The 23,447-nt window shown below is 73.6% G+C and carries 19 protein-coding genes, 1 tRNA gene and 1 pseudogene; 15 read left to right on the plus strand and 6 right to left on the minus strand.

All coding sequences use genetic code 11. The features are described from left to right. The first annotated feature begins 224 nt into the window (after window positions 1-224). The 6 genes from AB0M76_RS21310 (at window position 225) to AB0M76_RS21335 (ending at window position 8,092) form a co-directional block, all read left to right on the plus strand. Entirely contained in the window at window positions 225-1,376 is a 1,152-nt protein-coding gene (locus AB0M76_RS21310; protein WP_365954334.1) for a Gfo/Idh/MocA family oxidoreductase, read from the plus strand. Continuing rightward, window positions 1,373-2,536, plus strand: coding sequence for a dihydrodipicolinate synthase family protein (locus tag AB0M76_RS21315; RefSeq protein WP_365954336.1), 1,164 nt, complete (start codon window positions 1,373-1,375; stop codon window positions 2,534-2,536). The genes AB0M76_RS21310 and AB0M76_RS21315 overlap by 4 nt, the downstream gene beginning before the upstream one ends. Then, complete coding sequence (locus AB0M76_RS21320; RefSeq protein WP_365954337.1) at window positions 2,533-3,372, plus strand: sugar phosphate isomerase/epimerase family protein; 840 nt, start codon at window positions 2,533-2,535, stop codon at window positions 3,370-3,372. Before AB0M76_RS21315 ends, AB0M76_RS21320 begins: the two co-directional genes overlap by 4 nt. Before the next feature lie 78 nt (window positions 3,373-3,450). Next, window positions 3,451-5,859, plus strand: a complete 2,409-nt coding sequence (locus AB0M76_RS21325) for a polysaccharide lyase 8 family protein (RefSeq protein ID WP_365954338.1) — start codon at window positions 3,451-3,453, stop codon at window positions 5,857-5,859. An 85-nt stretch (window positions 5,860-5,944) separates the two neighbouring features. Beyond that, window positions 5,945-7,573, plus strand: coding sequence for a N,N-dimethylformamidase beta subunit family domain-containing protein (locus AB0M76_RS21330; RefSeq protein ID WP_365954339.1), 1,629 nt, complete (start codon window positions 5,945-5,947; stop codon window positions 7,571-7,573). 123 nt (window positions 7,574-7,696) lie between these two features. Continuing rightward, the gene (locus tag AB0M76_RS21335; protein WP_365954340.1) at window positions 7,697-8,092 is read left to right on the plus strand and encodes a VOC family protein; all 396 of its coding nucleotides are present in this window, start codon (window positions 7,697-7,699) and stop codon (window positions 8,090-8,092) included. 143 nt (window positions 8,093-8,235) lie between these two features. Here AB0M76_RS21335 and AB0M76_RS21340 read toward each other — a convergent pair. Together AB0M76_RS21340 and AB0M76_RS21345 are read right to left on the minus strand one after the other, a co-directional pair. Then, a tRNA-Trp gene (locus AB0M76_RS21340) sits at window positions 8,236-8,309 on the minus strand. A gap of 55 nt (window positions 8,310-8,364) precedes the next feature. After that, the gene (locus AB0M76_RS21345; RefSeq protein WP_365954342.1) at window positions 8,365-9,126 is read right to left on the minus strand and encodes an ankyrin repeat domain-containing protein; all 762 of its coding nucleotides are present in this window, start codon (window positions 9,124-9,126) and stop codon (window positions 8,365-8,367) included. A gap of 122 nt (window positions 9,127-9,248) precedes the next feature. On the opposite strand from AB0M76_RS21345, the gene AB0M76_RS21350 reads away from it, so the two are divergent. From AB0M76_RS21350 to AB0M76_RS21365, 4 genes are all read left to right on the plus strand, one after another. Further along, on the plus strand, window positions 9,249-9,797 hold the full coding sequence (locus AB0M76_RS21350; RefSeq protein ID WP_365954343.1) for a hypothetical protein: 549 nt from the start codon (window positions 9,249-9,251) through the stop codon (window positions 9,795-9,797). Between the two features lie 115 nt (window positions 9,798-9,912). Next, entirely contained in the window at window positions 9,913-11,241 is a 1,329-nt protein-coding gene (locus AB0M76_RS21355) for a glycoside hydrolase family 18 protein (protein ID WP_365954344.1), read from the plus strand. Between the two features lie 77 nt (window positions 11,242-11,318). Next, window positions 11,319-12,503, plus strand: a complete 1,185-nt coding sequence (locus AB0M76_RS21360; RefSeq protein ID WP_365954345.1) for a serpin family protein — start codon at window positions 11,319-11,321, stop codon at window positions 12,501-12,503. Next, window positions 12,500-13,384 (plus strand): aldo/keto reductase, encoded by an 885-nt coding sequence (locus AB0M76_RS21365; protein WP_328619479.1) that lies wholly within the window; start codon window positions 12,500-12,502, stop codon window positions 13,382-13,384. The genes AB0M76_RS21360 and AB0M76_RS21365 overlap by 4 nt, the downstream gene beginning before the upstream one ends. Here AB0M76_RS21365 and AB0M76_RS21370 read toward each other — a convergent pair. Continuing rightward, the gene (locus tag AB0M76_RS21370) at window positions 13,367-14,395 is read right to left on the minus strand and encodes a sugar kinase (protein ID WP_365954346.1); all 1,029 of its coding nucleotides are present in this window, start codon (window positions 14,393-14,395) and stop codon (window positions 13,367-13,369) included. The genes AB0M76_RS21365 and AB0M76_RS21370 overlap by 18 nt on opposite strands. Continuing rightward, a complete protein-coding gene (locus AB0M76_RS21375) occupies window positions 14,353-15,000 on the minus strand; it encodes a bifunctional 4-hydroxy-2-oxoglutarate aldolase/2-dehydro-3-deoxy-phosphogluconate aldolase (RefSeq protein ID WP_365954347.1) in 648 nt (215 codons plus the stop codon). Before AB0M76_RS21375 ends, AB0M76_RS21370 begins: the two co-directional genes overlap by 43 nt. 135 nt (window positions 15,001-15,135) lie before the next feature. Here AB0M76_RS21375 and AB0M76_RS21380 point away from each other — a divergent pair, with 135 nt between their 5' ends. Beyond that, window positions 15,136-15,933 carry an IclR family transcriptional regulator gene (locus AB0M76_RS21380; RefSeq protein WP_365954348.1) on the plus strand — a complete coding sequence of 266 codons (798 nt, stop codon included), beginning with the start codon at window positions 15,136-15,138 and terminating at the stop codon, window positions 15,931-15,933. Between the two features lie 77 nt (window positions 15,934-16,010). Here AB0M76_RS21380 and AB0M76_RS21385 read toward each other — a convergent pair whose 3' ends face one another. Then, window positions 16,011-16,340 carry a hypothetical protein gene (locus AB0M76_RS21385; protein WP_365954349.1) on the minus strand — a complete coding sequence of 110 codons (330 nt, stop codon included), beginning with the start codon at window positions 16,338-16,340 and terminating at the stop codon, window positions 16,011-16,013. On the opposite strand from AB0M76_RS21385, the gene AB0M76_RS21390 reads away from it, so the two are divergent. The 4 genes and pseudogenes from AB0M76_RS21390 to AB0M76_RS21405 form a co-directional block, all read left to right on the plus strand. Beyond that, window positions 16,339-16,959, plus strand: a complete 621-nt coding sequence (locus tag AB0M76_RS21390) for a MerR family transcriptional regulator (RefSeq protein WP_365954350.1) — start codon at window positions 16,339-16,341, stop codon at window positions 16,957-16,959. The genes AB0M76_RS21385 and AB0M76_RS21390 overlap by 2 nt on opposite strands. Window positions 16,960-17,035: 76 nt before the next feature. After that, on the plus strand, window positions 17,036-18,823 hold the full coding sequence (locus AB0M76_RS21395) for a sigma-70 family RNA polymerase sigma factor (protein ID WP_365954351.1): 1,788 nt from the start codon (window positions 17,036-17,038) through the stop codon (window positions 18,821-18,823). A 99-nt stretch (window positions 18,824-18,922) separates the two neighbouring features. After that, a complete protein-coding gene (locus AB0M76_RS21400) occupies window positions 18,923-21,427 on the plus strand; it encodes a Helicase associated domain protein (protein ID WP_365954353.1) in 2,505 nt (834 codons plus the stop codon). 32 nt (window positions 21,428-21,459) lie between these two features. After that, window positions 21,460-21,729 (plus strand): annotated as a pseudogene (locus AB0M76_RS21405) (FAD-dependent oxidoreductase); the annotation flags it as partial. A gap of 161 nt (window positions 21,730-21,890) precedes the next feature. On the opposite strand, the gene AB0M76_RS21410 reads toward AB0M76_RS21405, so the two are convergent. Next, the gene (locus AB0M76_RS21410) at window positions 21,891-23,282 is read right to left on the minus strand and encodes a glutamate decarboxylase (RefSeq protein WP_365954354.1); all 1,392 of its coding nucleotides are present in this window, start codon (window positions 23,280-23,282) and stop codon (window positions 21,891-21,893) included. Between the last annotated feature and the right edge of the window lie 165 nt (window positions 23,283-23,447).

Here is a 23,447-nt window from a genome sequence, read left to right on the forward strand (position 1 = left end):
CCTGCACCCCCTCCTGCTCGTCCCGGGTCATCGTCTCATCCGGTGTGTGCCCCTCCTATACTCCCCGATTCAGAAAGCGCTTTCCATCACCCGAATGAGTGTTGCGCGCCCAGGATTCCCGACCCTAGCCTAATGGGAGTGAAAGCGCTTTCTATCGGGCTTTCCAGCATGACGCACGAGCGAACGCGAAGAAGACCAAGAGCCGGCACGAAGGAGAGGACACCGTGGAGCGCAGGACGATCAAGATCGCCATGAACGGCGTGACCGGGCGGATGGGATACCGCCAGCATCTGGTCCGCTCGCTGCTCGCCCTGCGCGAGCAGGGCGGGCTGGATCTGGGCGACGGCAGGGTGCTGTGGCCCGAGCCGGTACTGGTCGGGCGCCGGGACCCGGCTCTGCGGGCCATCGCCGAGGAGCACGGACTGGAGCACGTCAGCACGGACCTGGCGGCCGTGCTGGCCGATCCCGAGGTCGAGATCTACTTCGACGCCCAGGTCACCGGCGCCCGCGAGGCCGCGGTCCGCCAGGCCGTGGCGGCGGGCAAGCACGTGTACTGCGAGAAGCCGACCGCCCTGACCTTCGCGTCCTCGCTGGAGCTGGCCCGCCTGGCCTCGGCGGCCGGGGTCAAGCACGGCGTGGTCCAGGACAAGCTGTTCCTGCCGGGGCTGCTGAAACTGAAGCGGCTGATCGAGGGCGGTTTCTTCGGTGAGATCCTGTCCGTGCGCGGGGAGTTCGGGTACTGGGTCTTCGAGGGTGACTGGCAGCCGGCCCAGCGTCCGTCCTGGAACTACCGGGCGCAGGACGGCGGGGGCATCGTCGCCGACATGTTCCCGCACTGGGAGTACCTGCTGCACGAGCTGTTCGGCCGGGTCCGCACGGTGCAGGCCCTGGCCCGTACGCACATCGGCCGCCGCTGGGACGAGGAGGGCAAACCGTACGAGGCGACGGCGGACGACGCCGCGTACGGCGTCTTCGAGCTCGACGGCGGTGCCGTCGCGCAGATCAACTCCTCCTGGGCGGTACGGGTCCACCGTGACGAGCTGGTGGAGTTCCAGGTGGACGGGACGCACGGGTCGGCGGTCGCCGGGCTGCGCGGCTGCCGCATCCAGCACCGCGGGGCGACGCCCAAGCCGCTGTGGAATCCCGATCTTCCGCAGACGGAGGCGTTCCGCGCCCAGTGGCAGGAGGTCCCGGACAACGCCCCCTTCGACAACGGCTTCAAGGCGCAGTGGGAGCTGTTCCTGCGCCATGTCGTACTCGACGAGCCCTGGCAGTGGGACCTGCTGGCCGGTGCGCGTGGGGTGCAGCTCGCCGAGCTGGGGCTGCGGTCCTCGGCGGAGGGCCGGCGGCTGCCGGTGCCGGAGGTGGTCCTGTGAGCATCCGGCTGCCCTCGGCGGAAGGCGGGTACCGCCTGCACCGGCCGCGTACCGATCCGCTCGCGCCGCTGGTCTGCGGTCCGGCGCGCAGCCGCAGGTTCTATGCGGCCGCGCATGTGGTCGCGGATCCCCTCGCCGCCTCGGCGCAGGCCGGTCCGGTGGTGGACTGGGAGGCGACGCTGGCCTTCCGGCACCGGCTGTGGGCGCAGGGCCTCGGGGTCGCGGAGGCCATGGACACGGCGCAGCGCGGGATGGGCCTGGACTGGCCGGCCGCGGCGGAGCTGATCCGCCGGTCGGCCGCCGAGGCCCGGGCGGTGGGCGGCCGGATCGTCTGCGGCGCGGGCACCGACCAGCTCCCCCCGGGCGGCGGGCACTCGCCGGCCGCGATCACCGCCGCGTACGAGGAACAGCTCGCGCACATCGAGGCCTGCGGGGCGGGGGCCGTACTGATGGCCTCACGCGCCCTGGCGGCCACAGCACGCGGCCCGGAGGACTACCTGGAGGTGTACGGGAGACTTCTGCGGCAGAGCACCCGGCCGGTCGTACTGCACTGGCTTGGCCCGATGTTCGACCCGGAGCTGGCCGGGTACTGGGGCCACGGCGATCTCGACGCGGCCACCGAGGTGCTCCTGAAGATCATCGCCGACTGCCCGGAGAAGGTGGACGGGGTCAAGGTCTCGCTGCTGGACGCGGAGCGGGAGCGGGACATCCGGCGCAGACTCCCGCCTGGCGTCCGCTGCTACACGGGCGACGACTACCACTATCCCGAACTGATCGCCGGGGAGGGGGCCGGAGATCTGGCGAGTGATGCACTGCTGGGCATCTTCGACCCGATCGCCCCGCTGGCCGCGCGTGCTGCGCTCGCCCTGGACCGGGACGATCCTGCGGGGTTCCGGGAGCTGCTGGATCCGACGGTGGCGCTGTCCCGGCACCTGTTCGCCCCGCCGACCCGCTACTACAAGACGGGGGTGGTGCTGCTGGCCTGGCTCGCGGGGTACCAGGAGCACTTCACGATGCTGGGCGGGCTGCAGTCGGCCCGGCCGCTCCCCCATCTGGCCACCGCGTACGAACAGGCCGATCTGCTGGGTCTGTTCCCCGATCCGGAGCTCGCAGAGGCGCGGATGCGGCAGCTCCTCGGGGTGTACGGGGTGGCGTCATGAGCCGGGGGCCGGCACCGGCCCGGTTCAGCCTCAACCAGGAGACGGTCCGGCAGTGGTCGATGCCCGAGCTGGTCGCCGGGTGCGCGGAGGCCGGGGTGGGCGCGGTCGGGCTGTGGCGGGATCCGGTCCGGGAGTTCGGGCTGCGCGAGACGGCGAAGCTGGTCGCCGGGGCCGGGCTGCGCGTCAGCTCACTGTGCCGCGGCGGGTTCTTCACCGCCGCCGATCCGGCGGGGCGGGCGGCGGCCCTCGAGGACAACCGGCGGGCCGTGGAGGAGGCGGCCGAACTGGGCGCCGACGCGCTGGTCCTGGTCTCGGGGGGCCTGCCCGACGGCGACCGGGACCTGGTGGGTGCGCGGCGGCGGATCGCCGACATCCTGGGCGAACTGGCCCCGTGCGCCGCCGCGCACGGGATACGGCTGGGGATCGAGCCCCTGCATCCGATGTTCGCCTCGGACCGCTGTGTGGTCTCCACCCTCGGCCAGGCGCTGGACATCGCCGAGCAGTTCCCGGCGCGGCAGGTGGGGGTGGTCGCCGATGCGTACCACCTGTGGTGGGACGAGCGGCTGCCGGCCGATCTGCGCCGGGCGGGAGAGGGCGGGCGCATCGTGTCCGTCCAGGTCGCCGACTGGGTGACCCCGCTCCCCGAGGGGGTGTTGCTGGGCCGGGGGCAGCTGGGCGACGGATGCATCGATCTGCGGGCGTTCCGGGAGCTGGCGGACGAGGCCGGCTACCGGGGCCCGGTGGAGGTGGAGATCTTCCATCCGGGGCTGTGGGCACGGGACGGCTCCGAGGTGCTGAGGGAGGTGATCGACCGCTACCGCGAGCACGTGGCGTGAGGCAGGCCGGGTGGGGCAAGGAACGGGCCGGCGGGGGCCGGTCAGGACATCGGTACGGGATCGGACCAGGAGCAAGCGATGACAGATGTGTGGAGCCGGCGCGCCTTCCTCTCCGCCGCGGGCGGGGGTGCGCTCCTGCTGGGAGCACCCGCCGCGCCGGCGGGGGCTGCGCCGGCGGGGGCTGCGCCGGCGGACGAGGTCCACGACGCGATGAGGGCGGTGTGGCGCGGTCTCTTCCTGGGCGGCGGCATCCCGGCCGCGGCCGAGCCGTTCCGTTCGAGACTGGCCGATCTCGGCGCCCTGGCCGGCGGCTGGCGCTCCGCCATGGCTCCGGCGGCCGGCTCGCTCTGGCCCGACCTGGGGTACGGCAGCGACCCCGAGATGATGATGCAGAGCTACTACCGGCTGCGGACGATGGCCGAGGCCTACGTCCGGCCCGGGACCGGGCTCACCGGGGACGGTGCGCTGCGCACGGCCCTGCTGACCGGGCTGGAGCATCTGCACGCGGACGTCTACCACGCCGGCCAGGTGCGGTATGGCAACTGGTACTGCTGGCAGATCGGCGCCCCGCAGGCTCTGCTGGACCTGTGCGTACTGCTGTACGAGGAGTTGCCGGCCGCCCGCCTCGCCGACTTCTGCGCGGCCGTCGACCACTTCGTCCCGGACTCGGCCGTCGGCTCGTACACCGGGACCAGTACGGGGGCGAACCGGGTGGACCTGTGCCGGGTGCTGGCGCTGCGCGGCGTGGTCGGCGGGGACTCGGCGAAGATCGCCCTGGCTCGGGACGCGCTCGCGCCGGTGTTCCCGTACGTCACCGCGGGTGACGGGCTCTACCGGGACGGGTCGTTCGTCCAGCACACCTGGGTGCCGTACACGGGGACGTACGGGGCGGTGCTGCTCGGCGGGCTGGGGCTGCTGTTCGCTCTGCTGAAGGGCACTGCGTGGCAGGTCACGGATCCCGGGGCGCAGATCGCGTTCGACGCGGTGGAGCGGGCCTGGGCGCCGTTCCTGTTCAACGGGCTGGTCATGGACGCCGTATCGGGGCGGGCGGTGAGCCGGGGTCTGCTGGTCGCCGACCCGCGGCAGGTCCAGCAGGACGACCATGCCCGGGGGCATGCGGTGCTCGCCACGATCCTGCTCCTCGCGGAGGGCGCGAGCACCGCCGAGCGGGCGCGCTGGCGCGGGCTGGTGAAGGGGTGGATGGCCCGGGACTACTACAGTCCCCCGCTCGCGGACACGGCGCTCGCGCTGTCCTCCCTCGCCCGGCTGGCGGACGTCGAGTCCGACGCGTCGGTCACGGCACTGCCCGAGCCGGTCGGGCACCGGCTGTTCGCATCCATGGACCGGGCCACGCACCGGCGGCCCGGCTGGGCGGCCTCGCTGTCCATGGCCTCGAAGCGGATCGCCCACTACGAGACGGGCAACGGGGAGAACCTGCGCGGCTGGCACACCGGGAGCGGGATGCTCTCCTGGTGGGGAGCCATGTACGGCAACGGCCAGTACTCGGACGCCTTCTGGCCCACGGTGGACCCGTACCGGCTGCCGGGGACCACCGTGTCGCGGAAGGTGCTCGCCGACGGTGCCGGCGGTGACTGGGGGGCGTCCCGGCCCGACGCGGCCTGGGTGGGCGGTTCGACCGACGGGGAGTTCGCCTCGCTGGGCCAGCACCTGCGGGGTCTGGGCAGCACGCTCACGGCTCGCACATCCTGGTTCTTCCTCGACGACACCATCGTCTGCCTGGGGGCCGGGATCCGCTGCTCGGACGGGGCCGCGGTCGAGACGGTGGTTGACAACCGCAATCTCGGCGCCACTGGCACGCATGCCCTGACCGTGGGCGGTACGGTCCTGCCGACCGCCCTCGGCTGGTCGGCGGCCTTCCCCTCCCCCGGCTGGGCACACCTCGCCGGCTTCGGCGGGTACGTGATGTCGGGCCCGGGGTCGTTCAAGGCCCTGCGGGAGGCGCGCACCGGCCGATGGAGCGACGTCAACCGCGGCGGATCCACCACGGCCCTGACCCGGCGCTACCTCACCCTCTGGTACGACCACGGCAAGGACCCGGCCGGCGCCGGGTACGTCCACCAGGTGATGCCGGGGGCGACGGTGGCCCGGACAGCCGCCCGGGCCGCCACTGCGGGGTGGCTGTCCGTACTCGCCAACTCGGACACGGCCCAGGGCGTCTCGGTGCCCTCGCTGGGCTTCACCGGGGTCAACTTCTGGCAGGCCGGGTCGGCCGGCCCGCTGGAGGCGGCAGCACCCTGTTCGGTGACGGTGCGGGAGAGACCGGACGGGACGGCCGCGGTGTGCGTCTCGGACCCCGCCCGCGCGCTGACCTCGCTGACCCTGGTCTGGAACCGCCCCGTCACCGCGGTGCTGACCCGGCCGCCGAGCCTCCTCTCGGAGGCCACCGGCGCGCAGTTGCGGCTCGGCTTCGGGGACCTCACCGCGGCTGCGGGGGCGGTCCAGCAGGTGGTGGTGCGGCTGGGGTGAGCCGGGAGAGGCGCGGGGCGGACTGACGGGGAGGACGGTCGGGCCGGTAGCAGAGGGGCGTCAAGCGTGACATAGCGTGCCCTCCATGGATCAGGAGTACATAGCCGGGGCCGGGAACGGCGACGGCGCGGGCAGGCGGCGGTTCCTCGCGATTGCGACGGGTGCCGCGACCGCCGCCGGGCTCGGGGCCGTGGCGGGCTGCGCGAACGGAGCCGCCGAGGGGGCGGACGGCGGGGCCGCAGGCAAGGACAAGGGGGCCACGCCCGGCGGACCGGGCGGCAAGGGCGGGCCGGCCGGTTTCGACGTCAAGGCCGAAAACGCCAGGCCCGGGAACGGCGACTGGCATGTGACCAAGGCCGGCCCGGCCCGGGCCATCGAGGGCTTCGCCGACAAGGTCAGCGTCCTGCCCGGCGAGTCCTTCGGCCTGCACGTGTCCACCACCGCGCCCCGGTTCACCGTCTCCGCCTACCGGATGGGCTGGTACGGCGGCGCCCGGGCCCGGCTGGTGTGGCGGTCCGAGGCCCTGCCCGGCGTACGCCGGCCCGAGCACACGGTGGATTCCGCGACCCGGATGGTCCGCACCCGGTGGCCCCGTACGACCACCGTCGACACGAAGGACTGGCCGGAGGGCTGCTACCTGCTGCGGCTCGACGCACAGGGCGGCGAGGGCCAGCGCTTCGTCCCGGTCACCGTGCGCTCGGCGGCGAGCGCCGGCCGTACGGTCGTGGTGAACGCGGTGGCGACCTGGCAGGCGTACAACCGGTGGGGCGGATACGGCAGCTACGACGGGCCCAGCGGCGGCTACGCGTCGCGCTCCCTCTCCGTCACGTTCGACCGGCCGTACGAGTACGACGACGGCGCGGGCCTGTTCCTCGTGTACGAGGCCCCGCTCCTCGCCCTCGCCGAACGGCTCGGCATCCCCCTGGCCTACGCAACGACCACCGACGTGGCGCGGGAGAAGCGCCTGCTGGAAGGGGCCGCGGCCGTGCTCTCCCTCGGCCACGACGAGTACTGGTCACCCGAGCAGCGGGCCCACTTCACCGCCGCCCGGGACGCCGGGACCAACATCGCGATCCTGGGGGCGAACTGCTGCTTCCGCCGGATCCGGCTGGAGCCCACCGATCTCGGGCCGGACCGTACGGTGGTCTGCTACAAGTCCTCCTACGACCAGGACCCCGGATTCAAGCGGGGCCACCCGGCCACCGTCGACTTCCGCTCGGCGCCCGGCGCCGAGCCGGAGAGCTCGCTGCTCGGTGTGATCTACGACGGCTACCCGGTGGACGCCCCGTACGTGGTGACCCACCCCGGCCACTGGCTGTTCGAGGGCACCGGCGTCAAGGCGGGCGACCGCTTCGCGCACCTGGTGGGGGTGGAGTACGACAAGGTCAACACCGGTTTCCCGACGCCCCGGCCGATCGAGATCCTCGCCCACTCCCCCGTGGTGTGCGAGGGCCGGCCCAGCCACCAGGACACGGCGTACTACACGGTGCCGAGCGGCGCGGGCGTGTTCGCGACCGGGACCATGCGCTGGGTGGAGGCCCTGGACGCCACGGGCGACGGCCGCAGCGGGGCCAACCACGGCCTCGACGCGACGGCGGGCGCGCTGACCACCCGGGTGACGGAGAACCTGCTGCGGGCGTTCGCGGCGGGCCCGGCGGGGCGGACGCATCCCGCCCAGGACAACGTCAAAGCCGTGTACGGGGGTTCGCCATGACCGGAATGCGGTGGACTCGACCCGGAAGTGGTGTTTAGGATCGTGATCACGGCATCGCGTGTCGGTCACCGACCGGGTGAGACATGGAGGTGCCCGTGATGTGCCTTGCGGAGGCATTCACTCATGCCAGTACAGCTCAACCACACGATCGTCCACTCCCGGAACAACCGGGAGGCCGCCGAGTTCCTGGCGGACATCCTCGGCCTCGAGGTCGGGACCGAGTGGGGCCCGTTCATCCCCGTCGAAACCGCCAACGGCGTCACCCTCGACTTCGCAACCGCCCCGGCCGAGTCCATCACCATCCAGCACTACGCGTTCCTCGTCTCCGAGGAGGAATTCGACGTGTCGTTCGGGAAGATCCGGGCGGGCGGGGTCCCGTACTTCGCCGACCCGCACATGAAGCAGCCCGGCGAGATCAACCACAACGACGGCGGCCGCGGCGTCTACTTCCTCGACCCGTCGGGCCACGGCATGGAGATCATCACCCGCCCGTACGGCTACGTGGAGCCCACGGCCTAGCCCAGCCACCTGCTCAGGCGGTCATGCGCCGCATGGCCTGCGGGGCGGGTGCGCGGCCAGGCGGCCGCGCACGCTCCCGCTGGTGAAACGCCGTCGGGCCCGGCCCCTGTGGAGGGGACGGGCCCGACGGCGCGTACTGCTTGCAGGGGCGGCAGGATTCGAACCTGCGACATCTGGTTTTGGAGACCAGCGCTCTGACCAGCTGAGCTACACCCCTTCGGTGAGACCAACTCTGACACGGAGCGCGGCGAAGATCCAAACGAATTCATGGGTCATGCGGGTGGAAGTTCGGCCCGCGTGTGGGCGCCGACAGTTCGAAGCCAGTCGATCAGGGACTCGTTTCCGCTGGTCAGAGCGATGTCCAGCGGGGTCAGGCCGCCGTACCCGATCCAGTCGGCGTCCACCCGGTGAGACAGGAGGTACTGGGCGGCGGGGAGTTGACCTCCGTGGCAGGCGGACCAGAAGGCGCTGGTGAGATCTTCGGCGGGCGGGACACCGGCCGCGAGGAACTCCGTGACACGGTCGAGCAGTCCGAGGGCGGCGGCCTCTTGGAGGTCGGGGCGGGCCCCGAGTTCGAGGAGTCGGCGGGCGGCCCGCCACTGGCCGAAGGCGCAGGCGTCCGCGAGCGGGGTGCCACCGCCGACGACCGCGCCCGGCGCCGCGATGTCGGAGCCGGCCGCGACGAGGGCGTCGACCGCCTCCACGTCGTCATTGCCGGCAGCCCAGTGCAGCGGGGTCTCGGCGTGCGCCCCGATGAACCGGGCCGCCGGGTCGGCTCCGGCGGCGACCAGGGTGCCGATCACCTCCGCCGTCACAGGACGGTGCCCGGGCCAGTCGGTCGCGATGTGCAGCAGGCTGCGCTCGCCCGCGGCCGCACCCCGCTCGACGATGCGGCCCGCCGCGAGCCCGGGGTGCGCATCCAGCAGGCGCCGCAGCTCCGGTACGTCGCCCTCCTGGATCGCGGCCGTGACGGCGACGGCGAGCGGATCGCCGGATTCGAGCAACAGGGGCGGGGGCTCTGACGGGGTCCGCATCGGCGGGAGCTCCTTCCGTGGGGCGGAGCCCAGGCTACGAGGCCGGGCGCGGCGCCCGCAGGTGGCGGGACCGGGGGGCGCGGAGGATCGTGGGCAGGGGAACCCAGGGAGGAGGCTCCGCCATGCGCCGACCCCGCCCACCGCGTCGCCTCCGAACGCCCCTGACCGTGCTCGCCCTCCTCGCCCCCGCCCTGCTCGGCGCCCTCGGCCCGGACGGCTCCGGCGAGACGATCCCACTCTCCGGCACCGATCCCGGACAGCACCTCGACGTCACCCTCACCCGGGCTGTCGACCCCGCGGAGCCCGCGCCGTCGCCCGCGCCCGCGCCCGCGCCCGCGGGCTCCGACTCCGACTCCGACTCCGACTCCGACTCCGACTGCGATCGGCTGGTCGCCGTAGAGTTCCGGCTCGAGAACACCGGCACCGCCGTGTACCAGGACTCCCCCGCGAAGTCCTCGCACCTGCTGGACTCCGACGGGCAGCGGTTCACCGGCTCCAACACCGCGACCACCGCCGGCCCCGCGTTCCCCGACACCGTCACCCTCGCCCCCGGCGGTTCGGCGCTCGGCTTCGTCACCTTCCGGCTGCCGAACGACGCCGCCCTCGCCGCGGTCCAGTTCGCGCTGGACTCCGGCCTCGCCGACGACGTCGGCCACTGGAGCCTCTCCTGAGGCCTGCCGGCCCGAGTTTCGGACACCCCCTTGACCGCTCTGGTCCAGACCAATAGTTTCCGGCATGCACCGCGCACGCGTCCCCGCACCGCTCCCGTATCCGCAAAGGAAGCCCATGCGCCGCAGCATGCTCGGCAGGCTGGCCGTCGCCGCCTGTTCGCTCTCCCTGCTCACCGCCCTCGCACCGTCCGCCGTCGCCGCGCAGGGCGACAGCGGTCACGACCGCTCGTACAAGCGGGTCGGGTACTTCACCCAATGGGGCGTCTACGGACGGGACTTCCAGGTCCAGGACCTCGAGACGAGCGGCACCGCCGGCAAGCTCACCCACATCAACTACGCCTTCGGCAACATCAGCGCGGAGGGCAAGTGCTTCACCGGGAACGTGCCGGGTGAGGCCGACCCCTGGGCCGACTACGTGCGCCCGCTCGACACCGCGAACTCCGTCGACGGGGTCGCCGACAGCGCCGAGCAGCCGCTCGCCGGGAACTTCAACCAGCTGCGCGAGCTCAAGGCCAAGCACCCGGGCCTCAAGGTCCTGCTCTCGCTGGGCGGTTGGAGCTGGTCCACACACTTCTCGGACGCCGCGCTCACCCCGGCCTCGCGCAAGGCCCTCGTACAGTCCTGCATCGACCTCTACATCAAGGGCAATCTGCCGCAGGACGGCGCCCGCGGCGGCGCGGGCGCGGCGGCCGGCGTCTTCGACGGGATCGACCTCGACTGGGAATGGCCCGGCTCGGAGGGTGACACGGACACCAAGTTCCGGCCGGAGGACAAGCAGAACTTCGCCGCGCTGGTCAAGGAGTTCCGTACGCAGCTCGATGCGTACGCGAGCAGCCAGAAGCGGCAGGAGAAGTACGAGCTGACCGCCTTCGTCCCGACCGCCCCCGCCAAGATCGACGCAGGCTTCGACGTCCGCCGCATCATGCGCGACCTCGACTTCGTGACCCTCCAGGGCTACGACCTCCACGTCTCCGGCGAACCCACCACCGCCCAGCAGTCCGCGCTCCACGCCCGCGGCGACTTCAGCGTGGACGGCACGGTGGAGGCCTGGCGCCACCGAGGGGCGCCGGCGCACAAGCTGGTGATGGGCATGCCGTTCTACGGGCAGGGCTGGACCGGTGTCAGCGGCGGCGGGGACGGCATGGGGCAGCCGGCGACGGGCCCCGCCCCGGCGACCTGGGCGGCCGGGTACGAGGACTACAAGGCGCTGAAGAAGCTCGCCGATTCGGGCACGTACAAGGTCTACCGCGACCGGCGCGGCGGCCACGCCTGGCTGTTCGACGGCAGCACCCTGTGGACGTACGACGACCCGCAGGTGCTGCGGAACAAGGCCGGGTACATCCGCGAGAACGGCCTGGGCGGCGCGATGTTCTGGTCGCTGGACGCGGACACCGCCGACGGCGAGCTGATGACGGCCGTCGACCGGGGCCTGCACGGCCGCTGACCGGCCACAAGACCGGCGCCGCCGGGCCGCGGAAAACGACCCGGCCCGGCGGCGCCCCACCACGTACGCTCCCCGGCATGAGGAACACGACGGTACGGGCGGTCAACCGACTCACCACGCGCTGGGCCCGGCAGGCGGTGACCGGCGACAAGGGCACCGTCCTCACAGCAGCCGGGATCTGGCCCCTGCTGGCGTTCCTCGCCGACGGCGCGGGCGGCCCGGCCCGCACCGAACTCGCCGAAGCCCTCGGCATATCCGCCGAGTCCGCGGCCGCGACCGCCCGGGAGCTGCTGGCCGATCTGGCCGGCGTACGAGGCCTCCAGGCGGCCACCGGGCTGTGGGCCAAGGCGGACCTCCCCCTGCACGAACCCTGGTCGGCCGGACTCCCGGACGGCGCCCGCGGCACCCTGACCGGCGACGAGGACACCGACCGCAAGGCCCTCGACGGGTGGGCGGCGGACCGGACCGGCGGGCTGATCGAGCGGATGCCCCTGTCCATCGAGAGGGACACCTTGCTGGTCCTCGCCTCGGCGCTCGCGCTGCGGCTGAAGTGGATCCAGCCCTTCCGAACCGGAGCCGTCGATCTGTCCGAGGGCCCGTGGGCCGGGCGGTCGGCGCTCGCGCTGTACCGCAGCACCTCCCTCCTGGACCGCGCCCGGGTGGCACACACGCCGACCGGCCCGGTGACACTGCTCGAAGTGGTCGGCGACGGCGGGGTGGACGTCCACCTGGTGCTGGGCGAGCCCGCCGCCCACCCGGGGGATGTGCTCGCCGCCGGCGCCGCCGTCGTCACCCGGGCCGTGCCGTCGGCGGGCGCGAGCCTGCTTCCCGAGGGAAAGCCGGGGCCGGGGCTGCGCATCGGGACGGTCCGGTCGCCGGATCGTGAACCCTGTCTGTGGGTCGAGACGGTGGCTTTCGATGTCAGCGCGGACCACGATCTCCTCGACCACGCCCTGCTGTTCGGCCTGCACACCGCTGCGGACACCGGCTCCGGGCATTTCCCCGGGATCAGCTCCGACCCGCTGGCCGTCAACTCGGCCCGGCAGTCGGCGATGGCCCGCTTCCACGCCGAAGGCTTCGAAGCCGCGGCCGTGACCGCTGTCGGTTCGGCCGCGGGCTGCGCCGCTCCCCGCTACCGGTACCGGGTCCGCCGTGCCGAGGTCGCCTTCCGCCGGCCCTTCGGCTTCCTCGCCGTCCACCGCACCTCCCGCCTGGTGCTCGCCGCGGGCTGGGTCGCCGAGCCGGTTAACCTCACCCCATGACCTCCGAAACGATCACCGCGGCAGCATCCGGCACGTGGCGGCTCGGCGACCTCACCGTCCGCCGCATCGGCTTCGGCGCCATGCGCCTGACGCAGCTCGCCGACGGCTCCCCCAGCGACCGTGAACGGGTGACTTCCGTACTGCGCCGGGCCGTCGAGCTCGGCGTGAACCACATCGACACCGCTGCCTTCTACTTCTCTCCGCTGCGCTCCGCCAACGAGCTGATCAACCGGGCCCTGGCCCCGTACGCCGACGACCTCGTCATCACCACCAAGGTGGGTCCGGGCCGGGACTCCGCCGGCGAGTGGTGGTGGGCCACCCCCGAGCAGCTGCGCGGGCAGGTCGAGGAGAACCTGCGCCAGCTGGGCCGGGACCACCTCGACGTGGTCAACCTGCGTGTACCGCGCCGCGAGACGACCGGTTCGATCGCCGAGCACTTCGGCGCCCTCGCCGAGCTGCGTACGGCCGGGCTCGTCCGCCACCTCGGCGTGTCCAACGTACGGCCCGACCACCTCGCCGAGGCGCAGGCCATCGCGCCGGTCGTGTGCGTGCAGAACCCGTACGGGATCGGCTCCCCGGCCGAGGACCACGCCTTCCTCGACGCGTGCGGGCAGCAGGGCGTCGCCTTCGTCCCGTTCTTTGCGATCGCCGGCGCGGGCAAGGAGGCCGGGGTGGTCGCGGAGGAGGCCGAGCAGGTACGGACCGTGGCCAAGGCCCACGGCGTGTCGGCGGCGCAGCTGCGGCTCGCCTGGACCCTGAACCGCGGTCCGCACGTCCTGGCCATCCCGGGCACAGGGAACCCCGACCACCTGGTCGAGAACATCGCCACCGGGGCGCTGCGGCTGTCCCCGGAGGAGATCGCGCTACTCGAAGCCGCCTAGGGGGTAGGCGGCGGCCAGGGCTGCCGTTTCGGGGAACGCGGGAACGTGGCCCGTGCCACCGCGGCCGGACACCGACAGGGAGGCGGCCGCCATGCCGTACGCGACGGCGTCGGCGAGGCGGTCACCCAGGGCGAGCCGGGCCGTGGCGGTGCCGGTGAAGCAGTCCCCGGCTCCGGTCGCGTCGACCGGAGCCGGGTTGACGGGTACGGGATGGTGTTCCGCCCGCGTGCCGTCGTCGAGCAGCAGCCGGTCGGCGCCCGCGGTGACGACGACCGTACGGGCGCCGAGGGCCCGGTAGCGGGCGGCGGCGGTGCGCGGATCGCCGGTGCCGACCAGGGCCTGTGCGTCGGCCGGGCAGGAGGTCTTGAGCAGCCCGGTCAGCGGGGCGATCCGGCCGAGCAGCTCCCGTGCCTCGGCCCGACCGGTCAGGCGCGGACGGAAGTTGGGGTCGTACGTGACGTGCCCGCCGGCGTCGTGCACGGCCTCGGCGGCGGCCACCACCGCGTCGCGGCTGCTCGGGGACAGTGCGCCGGTGATCCCGCTGGTGACGAGGGCCTTCGCGCCGGTCAGCAGGTCCCGCCAGGACTCGATGTGCCGGGTGGAGAGGGTGGAACCGGCGCTGTGGGTGCGCCAGTAGACGAAGGCCCGGTCGCCCTCGGTGTCGGAGCCGAGCAGGTAGGCGCCATTGGGGCGCGGGGCGCGGCGTACGTGGGAGACGTCCACGCCGAGCTCGGCCGCGCGGTGCAGCAGCGGGACGCTGAGCTCGTCGTCGCCGACGACGGTGAGCAGGGCGGTCCGTGCCCCGGCGGCCGCGGCGGCGGCGGCCGCGTTGAGGGCGTCGCCGGAGTAGGAGATCCGGGCCTCGGTGCCGTCGGCGGCTTCGCTCAGGGCGCTGTCGGCATGGATCTCGACGAGGACCTCGCCCAGTACGAGTACGTCGTAGCCGGTAACGGGCGCGGGCGCCATGCTCAGCGCCCCGCGCCGGAGCAGCCGGAGCAGCCGGAGCAGCATGGCCGGGCCAGCCCGGCGAAGACGGCGGCCAGTTCATCCGGATCGTCGGGCAGGCCGCTGCCGATGCCGACGGCGGCAGCCCCGGCCGCGAGCCATTCCGGGATCTCGCCGGGCCGGATGCCGCCGGTCGGGATGAACAGTGCCTCGGGCAGGACCGCCTTGAGGGAGCGGATGAACCGGGGGCCGCCGACGTGCGCCGGGAACACCTTGGCGGCGCCCGCGGACCGGACGGCGGAGGCGATCTCGCCCGGCGTGAAGCCGCCCTCGACGAAGACCGCCCGGCGGCGTGCGGCGACGGCACGGACCTCGGGGGCCGGGTAGGGGGAGATCAGGAAGGCCGCACCCGCGTCGAGGGCGGTCTCGGCCTCGGTCGCGCTGGTGACGGTGCCGACGCCGATCAGGGCGGGCCGGTCGTGCGCGTCGGCGAGCGGGGCGGTCCGGGCGACGGCCTCGGCCCAGCCGGGGGTGGAGGTGGTCAGCTCGACCGTGCGGCAGCCGGCGGCCAGCAGGGCGGTGGTCCGGTGGACGGCCTCGTCCGCGTCGGCGTTGCGCAGCACCGGCAGCAGGCACTGGGCGGCCATGGCGTCGTACGGGTGGCAGGACAAAGGGACCCCTCCATCTGTGCCCGGCGGCAGTTGCCGTCCACGCAGGACAGTTTTTCCACGTAATGGCACGCTGTACCGTGTACCGGAACGCTTCTCGCAGACCCTACCCCCACCCGCCCTGCCTTGGGAGAGCACATGCACGACGACGGGGACACGACGGACGAGGCCGAGGGCCCCGCGCGCGGTGGCCGGACCTCGGCGGCCGGCACGGCGCTGGAAAAGTCGATGCGGATCCTGGAGGCCGTGGCAGCGCCCGGCGGGCCGCACCGGCTCACCGATGTGGTGGCGGCCGCGGCCGTGCCGAAGTCGAGCACCTTCCGGATCCTCGCCTCGCTGATCGAGCAGGGTTTCGTACGCCCGGAAAGCGAATCGCGGTACGGGGTGGGCCCCCGGCTGCGCCGGCTGTCCGCCCTGGTCAGCGGCAGCGAGCCGCAGAGCATCGGGCGGATCCTCGGCGAGCTGCGCGAGGCCACCGGCCAGACGGTCCACCTCGCGCTGCACAGCGGGGAGACGCTCACCTACATCCGGAAGCTGGAGAGCGACCAGCCCTTCCAGACGGCCTCCCGGGTCGGGATGCGGATGCCGCTGCACAGCACCGCCATCGGCAAGGCCATCCTGGCGGACCTGCCCGAGGAGGAGGTGCGGGCGCTGATCGCGGGCGCGGGGCTGCCGCGCCGCACGCCGCGGACGCTGACCGGCCCGGCGGCGCTGCTGGCGGAGCTGGAGGCGGTCCGGGCCCGGGGCTTCGCCGTGGACGACGAGGAGAACGAGCCGACGATCCGGTGCATCGGCGCCGCGATCCCTGGCCCGGCAGGCCGGCCGGTCGGCGGGGTCAGCGTCACCACGCTCACCTTTCTCGCCTCCCGCGAGGAGATCGAGGCGTACGCGCCGGCCCTGCGCGCGGCCACGGAGGCACTGGCTCCGCTGCTGTAGAGCAAGGTCCGGAAACGGAAGGCGTCCCACGCCCGGACACGGACGTGGGACCCCTCACCGGCCGGCCCGGTGTGCGCTCAGTCGCGGAGCCCGGAACCGGCCAGAGCCTCGGGCCGATCACCCGGGCCGCCGGCTCCGCCCGGACCGCCCCGACCCCGCGCGGCCCCTGCCAGCAGGACCACCGCCGCCGCCACGGCCACCGCTGCGGCCAGCGCCCCGGCGGCGCCCAGCGTCAGCACGTCGGGCGAGGTCAGCGGCTGCCCGCGCAAGGCCTGCCAGGTCGTCAGCCCGACCACCCCTGCGTACCCGAGCCCCGCCACCCGTACGAGGCGCGACCGCACCCCCGTGTCGGCCGCCCATCCGTACCGCCGGGCCGCGTAGGCGAGCGCCAGCGCCAGCAACGGCATGTTCTATCTGCGTGAAGGACTGCCCCCGGCCGGGGAGTTGACCAGCCCGAACCAGGCCCGGTACGGCGAAGCACACCTGCGCCGCCTGCACTTGATCCGCGCCCTCACCGACATCGGCGGGCTGCCGCTGGCCTCCGTCGGCAAGGTGGTCGAGGCGGTGGAGGACCACGAGCGCCCGGTGCACAAGCTCCTGGGTGCGGCCGCGCGGGCTGTGGACGTCGCCGTCCCCGACCCGGTCGACTCGGACAGCGCCGTACGGACCCGGGCCCGGGCCATGGCCGGCGAGCTGATCACTCGGCGCGGCTGGCAGGTCGGGCCGGAGCACCCGGCGGTGGAGGCCCTCACCGCCGCGATGGGCTCCGTCCTGTCGGTCGGGCACGAGGACTACCTCGACCACCTGGACGAGTTCGCGGCAGCCGCCGAGCTGGTCGCCTCCGCCGACCTCGCCTTCGTGGCCCGCCGGCAGCGGCCGGAGGAACTCGTGGAGCGGGTGGTGGTGGGCACCGTACTGGGGGACGCGATGCTGGTGGCCATGCGGCGGCTCGCCCAGGTGGACGCCTCGGCGCGGCGCTATCCTCCGCAGGCTCCGGAAAGTTCTTCAGGTTCCTCTTCCGGATAACCGTTATCCGGGCCGCGCTCGACGGTCTCCCAGGTATCGGGCATCATCGACCGCCGGTACGGACGGGGAACCTCACATGACTACACAGCACACGGCAGCGCTGGTGGCAGCCGCCCGCGCGGGCGATGCCCGCGCGCAGGACGAGCTGGTCGGCACCTATCTGCCGCTCGTCTACAACATCGTCGGGCGCGCCCTGAACGGCTCCGTCGACGTGGACGACGTGGTGCAGGACACGATGCTGCGGGCGCTCGACGGGCTGGGCACCCTGCGGTCGGACGAGAGTTTCCGGTCCTGGCTGGTCGCGATTGCCATGAACCGGGTGCGGGCGCACTGGCAGGCCCGGCACAGCGCCCCCGGCGAGAGCGGACTCGAGGCGGCCTGGGAGCTGGCCGACCCGGGCGCCGACTTCGTGGACCTGACCGTCCTGCGGCTCCAGCTCGAAGGCCAGCAGCGGGAGACGGCCCGCGCCACCCGCTGGCTGGAGACCGACGACCGGGCGCTGCTGTCGCTGTGGTGGCTGGAGTGCGCCGGAGAGCTGACCCGTGCCGAAGTGGCCGCGGCCCTCGAACTGTCCCCGCAACACACGGCGGTACGAGTGCAGCGGATGAAGGCGCAGCTGGAGTCGGCCCGGGTGGTCGAGCGGGCACTGGGCACGCAGCCCCCGTGCGAGGGTCTGCGTGGGGTGACGGCCGCCTGGGACGGGGCGCCGTCGACCCTGTGGCGCAAGCGAATAGCCCGGCACGCGCGCGAGTGCGTACGGTGCGCAGGGCTGTGGAGCGGACTGCTCCCGGCGGAGGGGCTGCTGGCGGGTCTGGCCCTGGTCCCGGTCTCGGTGGCCCTGCTGGCCGGCGTACGGGCGGCCGCGGCGGGCGGCATCGTCCCGGCGGGCGCGGCGTACGCGTACGACGGCGGCGCGGGCGCCCAGGCGGGCGGCCCCGGCGACCCGGGGACGGGCACGGGCACGGGCACGGGCACGGGATTCGACGGAACGGACTTCGGCGGCACGGGATTCGACGGGACGGACTTCGGCGGCACGGGATTCGACGGGACGGACTTCTCCGACGCCGCGACCCAGCTCACCCCCACCGTCTCCGGTCAGGGCGGCATACCGGACGCCGCCCCCGGCGGCGGCCGCAGCGTCCTGCGCAAGCGCCGGCAGAGCCGCCGCCGCGCGGTCGGCGGCGCCGTGCTCGCCGCGTGCGTCGCGGGCGGCGGGCTCGCCTACCTCGGCGGCTTCCCCGGCTCGGACGACAAGGAGACCGGCGCCGCGCCCGCCGCCCCGCTCTCCGCTCTGTCGGCGCCCGACGCCGGTTCGGCGTCACCCTCGGATTCGGCCTCGCCCTCCGCGTCCGCCTCCCCCTCGCCGTCGGCCTCCGCCTCGCCGAGTCCGTCCGCCGAGAGCCCGAGTCCGAGCCCGTCGCCGACCAAGTCCAAGGCGCCGGCGCCGCGCCCGCCCGCCCCGGCTCCGGCGCCCGCCCCGGCAGGGGTCGCCGGCCAGGTCATCGCGCTGGTCAACTCCGAGCGTGCGGCGGCCGGCTGCGGCCCCCTGAAGGAGGACTCGCAGCTGCGGGCGGCCGCCCAGGGGCACTCCGACGACATGGCGGCCCGGGACTTCTTCGCGCACACCAACCCCGACGGCGCCGACCCGGGGAAGCGCACGACGGCCTCCGGATACCGCTGGTCGACGTACGGGGAGAACATCGCGAAGGGCCAGCAGACCGCGCCCTCGGTCATGGACTCCTGGATGAAGAGCCCTGGCCACCGCGCCAACATCCTCAACTGCTCCTTCAAGGACATCGGCGTGGGCATCCACACGGGCCCGGGCGGCCCTTGGTGGACGCAGAACTTCGGCGCCAAGATGTGACCCGAACGCTCCGCTCGAGCAGGCTCCGAATGCTTCAAACTTCGTGCAGGATGGAGACTGGAGCCGAAGAGGCTGATCAGAGCGGACGGAGTACGGCACATGGCGAAGAAGGAGCTCCGGCCGCACCAGCGCGAGGCCGTCGACGCCGTACTCCGGGCGCTTGAGCTGCCGGCCGGCGGCCGGGTGCCCGGGACCGGGCTGCGGACCCAGGTGATCATGGCCACCGGCTCCGGGAAGTCCCTGGTCGCCGTGCGCTCCGCCGAGGAGCTGCGGGCCGGGCGGGTGCTGGTCCTCGTGCCCTCGCTGGACCTGCTCGTACAGACGGTGACGGCGTGGCGGGAGGGCGGCAGGACCGGGCGCGCCCTCGCCGTGTGCTCGCTGCGCACCGAGGACGCGGGCGTACCGGCCACCACCGATCCGGCCGAACTGGCCCGCTGGGCGGGCCCGTCGGCGGACCGGCTGACGGTGTTCGCCACGTACGCGTCGCTGGGCCTCGGCACGATCGAGCGCGCCCACCTCGCCGGGCTGCCGGGCTGGGACCTGGTCGTGGTCGACGAGGCGCACCGTACGTCCGGTCGGATCGGCAAACCGTGGGCCGTGGTCCACGACAACACCCGGATCCCCTCCGTCCGGCGGCTGTACATGACGGCCACGCCGCGGGTCTGGCAGGACGGCGCGGAGCCGGACGAGGGCGAAGAGTCCGAACAGCCCGAGGACGGCGGCCGCGGGCGGGGCGATCTCGTCGCGTCCATGGAGGACGACCCCGACGGCCCCTTCGGCGCGCGCTGCCACACCCTGTCCCTCGCGGAGGCCATCGACCGCGGCATCTGCGCCCCGTACCGGGTGGTGTGCGTGGACGTCAGCGATCCGGGGTTCCAGGCGGCGGTGCTGCTGGGCGCCGACGGGCGCTCGGACGCCGTGCGCGGGGCGCGGCTCGCGGCCCTGCAGGCGGCGCTGGTCAAGGCCGCCGCCGACCAGGGGTTCCGGCGGACCCTGGTCTTCCACCACCTGACCAGGGAGGCCGAGGCCTTCGCGGCCGGGCTGCCGGCGGTGGCGCAGCGGCTGCGGGACGCGCGTGACACACCGGAGCCGGCGTATCCCCGTACCGTCTGGGCGGACTGGCTGTGCGGGCAGCACACGGCGGCGCACCGGCGGCGGGTGCTGGACGCGTTCGCGGCGGACGGTGTCGCCGACAAGGCCTTCCTCGGCAGTGTCCGGGTGCTCGGCGAGGGCGTGGACACGAAGGAGTGCGATTCCGTCTTCTGGGCCGACGTACGGGGGTCCATGCCGGACCTGGTCCAGGCCGTCGGGCGGGCGCTGCGCATCCGCCCCGGCGAGGGCAAGGTCGCCTCGCTGGTCGTCCCGGTGCTGCTGGGGCCGGGCGAGACGCCCGAGTCGATGCTGACCTCGCGCTCGTACGGGGACCTCGCGCGGCTGCTGGAGGCGCTGCGGGCGCACGACACCCGGCTCGTCGAATCGCTGGCGCAGCCGCAGGCGCCGAGCCGGCCGCGGGCGGAATCCGCGACCGAGGCCGTGACGGGCGCCGGCATGCGGACCGGGGCGCAGGCCCTGCTGAGCTTCTCGACACCCCGGGATCCGGCGCTGCTGGCGGCGTTCATCCGGCTGCGCGTGCTGCATCCGGAGCGCGAGCACTGGCGGCGCGGGGTGGAGGCCGCCCGGATCTACGCGGCCAGGGCCGGGGATCTGCGGGTGCCGTTCACCTTCAAGGTCCCGAAGGCGCCGAAGACGCCCCGGACCCCGCCCGGTACGGAGGCACTGCCCGGCACGCATCCGGCCGCCGAGGCCTGGCCGCCCGGGCTGGCCCGGTTCCCGCTCGGCCAGTGGATCGCGGACGTGCGGCGCACCCACCGCCGGGGCGCCCTCGGCCGGGAGCGCGTCGCACAGCTCGACGAACTCGGCATGGTGTGGAGCCACTTCGACGTGGCCTTCGAGGAGGGCCTCGCGGCGGCCCGCGGCTGGGCGGCGGAACACGGCCACCTGCTGCCGCCCGTGGAGGCCACCTGGCGCGGCGCGCCGGTCGGGGTGTGGGTCAAGAACCAGCGGGCCGCCGCCCGCCGCGAGGGCCCCGGCGCCCTGCCCGAGGAGCGCCGGGAGGCCCTGGAGGCCATCGACGCGTCCTGGTGCCCGGCCTGGGAGATCTCCTGGCAGCGCGCCTTCCACCTGACCCGCGTCCACCTGGACGCGGGCGGCCGGCTGCCGCTCACCCCGGGTGAGGTGGTCGTGCAGGGCGAGGACCTGGGCCGGTGGGTCCGTACCCAGCGGCTGGCCTGGGAGCAGCTGACCTGGGCGCAGCGCTGGCTGCTGGAGCACACGCTGGGTGTGACCGAGGCGAGCGCGGCCGAGCGCCCGCAGCCGCGGCGCACGCAGGCCGAGAAATGGGCGGAACACCTGGCCGCGGCCCGCCAGTTCCACACCCGCGAGCAGCACCTCCGGGTCCCCCGCAAGCACGTGGAACGCGTCGGCGGCCGGGAGTTGCAGCTGGGCGCGTGGATCGCCAACCAGCGCTCGCGTGCGTCGGCCCTCGCCCCGGACCGCGTCGCGGCCCTCGACGCACTCGACATGCGCTGGCCGGCGTCCGCCTGAGCGGCGCCGTCGGCCGGGCCCGGCGGCCGGCCGGCCGCGAGCCCCGGCCGTTCCGGTTCGGGTACGTCCACCGGCCGGTCAGCCTCGGCCGCCGCGACGCGGTCATCCAGTTCGCCCGCGGCGACGACACCCCGCGCCGCTGGTACCTCACGGGGCGGGCCGCCGTGGCGTACAAGGAGTCCGTCAGCAGCAGCCCGCTCCCCGCGTTCCGCATGTCACGGCGCTACGTGATCCCCGCGCGCGCGATGTGGACCCGCGGCGGCAGCCGCGACCGCCCCGCATCGAGCCCGAGCGGAAGCTAGTGCCGCGTCGGGCAACGTTCGCCCCGTCGCGACGCCCGGCACGCACTCTCGCCGCACCGGCCGAAAGCTCAAGTACGTCCAGTACGAGCGCTTGCGGCCGGCATGCCGAGAGCACGCACCGGACGCCGCTCCTTGACGGGCAAACGTCGCCTGACGCGGCACTAGTGATGGAACCCGGAGCGGGGCTCGGTCGCCGGGACCGGCGGGGGTGTGGCGGTGAGGTGGTCCACCGCCTGGCGCAGGTCCTCGACGAGCAGGGCGATCTGGTCGCGGGTCACGCCGTGCCGGATCAGCACGCGCTGGATGACGGTGTCGTCGCGGTCGGCCGGCAGCGGGTACGAGGGCACCTGCCAGCCGCGCATCCGCAGCCGGTCGGAGAGGTCGTAGAGGGTGAACCCGGCCGCGGCCTGGTCGGTGAGCCGGTAGGAGACGGCGGGGAGGCCGCCGAGGCCGTCGTAGAGCAGGGTGAACGGCCCCATGGCGGCGATCTCCCCGGCCAGGTACTGGGCGGTGGCGACGCAGGCCTCGTGGACGCGTTTGTAACCGGCGCGGCCGAGCCTGAGGAACAGGTAGTACTGGGCGATGACCTCGCCGCCTGGGCGGGAGAAGTTGAGGGCGAAGGTCGGCATGTCGCCGCCGAGGTAGTCCACGTCGAAGACGAGCTCCTTGGGCAGCAGGTCGGCGGTGCGCCACACGATCCAGCCGACGCCGAGGGGCGCGAGCCCGTACTTGTGCCCCGAGGTGTTGACGGACGCGACGCGCGGCAGCCGGAAGTCCCACACCACGTCGGGGTGGAGGAAGGGGGCGACGAAGCCGCCGCTGGCCCCGTCCACGTGGACCGGGATGTCCCAGCCGTGCTCGGCCTGGATCCGGTCCAGTTCGGCGGCGATCTCGGCGACGGGCTCGTAGTCGCAGGTGTAGGTGACGCCGACGATGGCGACGACGCCGATGGTGTTCTCGTCGACGTACTGGGCGAGCTGATGGGGGCGCAGGCCGGTGGCGTCGGGTTCGAGAGGGACCGGGCGCAGTTCGACGTCGAAGTAGCGGGCGAACTTCTCCCAGCAGATCTGGACGGGCCCGCACACCAGGTTGGGCCGGTCGACGGGGAGGCCCTGGGCCTGGCGGCGGGTGCGCCAGCGAAATTTGAGGGCGAGGCCGCCGAGCATGGCGGCCTCGCTGGATCCGGTGGTGGAGCAGCCGGTGGCCGCACCGCCGGCCGGTGCGTTCCACAGGTCGGCCAGGATGTTGACGCAGCGGGCCTCGATCTCGGCGGTCTGCGGGTACTCGTCCTTGTCGATCATGTTCTTGTCGAGACACTGGTTCATCAGCCGGTGCACGCCGTCGTCGGACCAGGTGGTGCAGAAGGTGGCCAGGTTCTGGGCCGCGTTGCCGTCGAGGAGGAGCTCGTTGCTGAGCAGCTCGTAGACCACCTCGGTGGGCGAGTGATCGTCGGGCATCCGGTACTTGGGGAGGATCTGGCCGCTCAGAGCGGACGTGAACACGTCCGTGTCGGCGTCACAGGCGGGTACGTCTTTCGTCTCATGAAGAGCCATATCCGGACTATATGTGACCGATCATCACAAAGGCGGCTTCGACCCCCTCGGCGGATGATTCGGGTCGCCGACACCGAGAGCTTCCGGCCGACTCCGCGGCGTGACCCCCTCCATAGGGGCCGCGCGCGACAGGACAACTTACTGTCGAGTAGGCTTCTGTTCGAA

The organism is Streptomyces sp. NPDC051364 (assembly GCF_040682115.1).
GTDB lineage: Bacteria > Actinomycetota > Actinomycetes > Streptomycetales > Streptomycetaceae > Streptomyces.

Bases quoted from the DNA above. Each gene is read 5' to 3' on its own strand.
- AB0M76_RS21330 (WP_365954339.1), top strand. From the start codon at position 5,945: ATGGATCAGGAGTACATAGCCGGGGCCGGGAACGGCGACGGCGCGGGC.
- AB0M76_RS21390 (WP_365954350.1), top strand. From the start codon at position 16,339: ATGTTCTATCTGCGTGAAGGACTGCCCCCGGCCGGGGAGTTGACCAGC.
- AB0M76_RS21360 (WP_365954345.1), top strand. From the start codon at position 11,319: ATGAGGAACACGACGGTACGGGCGGTCAACCGACTCACCACGCGCTGG.
- AB0M76_RS21400 (WP_365954353.1), top strand. From the start codon at position 18,923: ATGGCGAAGAAGGAGCTCCGGCCGCACCAGCGCGAGGCCGTCGACGCC.
- AB0M76_RS21350 (WP_365954343.1), top strand. From the start codon at position 9,249: ATGCGCCGACCCCGCCCACCGCGTCGCCTCCGAACGCCCCTGACCGTG.
- AB0M76_RS21385 (WP_365954349.1), bottom strand. From the start codon at position 16,340: ATGCCGTTGCTGGCGCTGGCGCTCGCCTACGCGGCCCGGCGGTACGGA.
- AB0M76_RS21380 (WP_365954348.1), top strand. From the start codon at position 15,136: ATGCACGACGACGGGGACACGACGGACGAGGCCGAGGGCCCCGCGCGC.
- AB0M76_RS21370 (WP_365954346.1), bottom strand. From the start codon at position 14,395: ATGCTGCTCCGGCTGCTCCGGCTGCTCCGGCGCGGGGCGCTGAGCATG.
- AB0M76_RS21345 (WP_365954342.1), bottom strand. From the start codon at position 9,126: ATGCGGACCCCGTCAGAGCCCCCGCCCCTGTTGCTCGAATCCGGCGAT.
- AB0M76_RS21355 (WP_365954344.1), top strand. From the start codon at position 9,913: ATGCGCCGCAGCATGCTCGGCAGGCTGGCCGTCGCCGCCTGTTCGCTC.
- AB0M76_RS21335 (WP_365954340.1), top strand. From the start codon at position 7,697: ATGCCAGTACAGCTCAACCACACGATCGTCCACTCCCGGAACAACCGG.
- AB0M76_RS21365 (WP_328619479.1), top strand. From the start codon at position 12,500: ATGACCTCCGAAACGATCACCGCGGCAGCATCCGGCACGTGGCGGCTC.
- AB0M76_RS21320 (WP_365954337.1), top strand. From the start codon at position 2,533: ATGAGCCGGGGGCCGGCACCGGCCCGGTTCAGCCTCAACCAGGAGACG.
- AB0M76_RS21395 (WP_365954351.1), top strand. From the start codon at position 17,036: ATGACTACACAGCACACGGCAGCGCTGGTGGCAGCCGCCCGCGCGGGC.
- AB0M76_RS21325 (WP_365954338.1), top strand. From the start codon at position 3,451: ATGACAGATGTGTGGAGCCGGCGCGCCTTCCTCTCCGCCGCGGGCGGG.
- AB0M76_RS21410 (WP_365954354.1), bottom strand. From the start codon at position 23,282: ATGGCTCTTCATGAGACGAAAGACGTACCCGCCTGTGACGCCGACACG.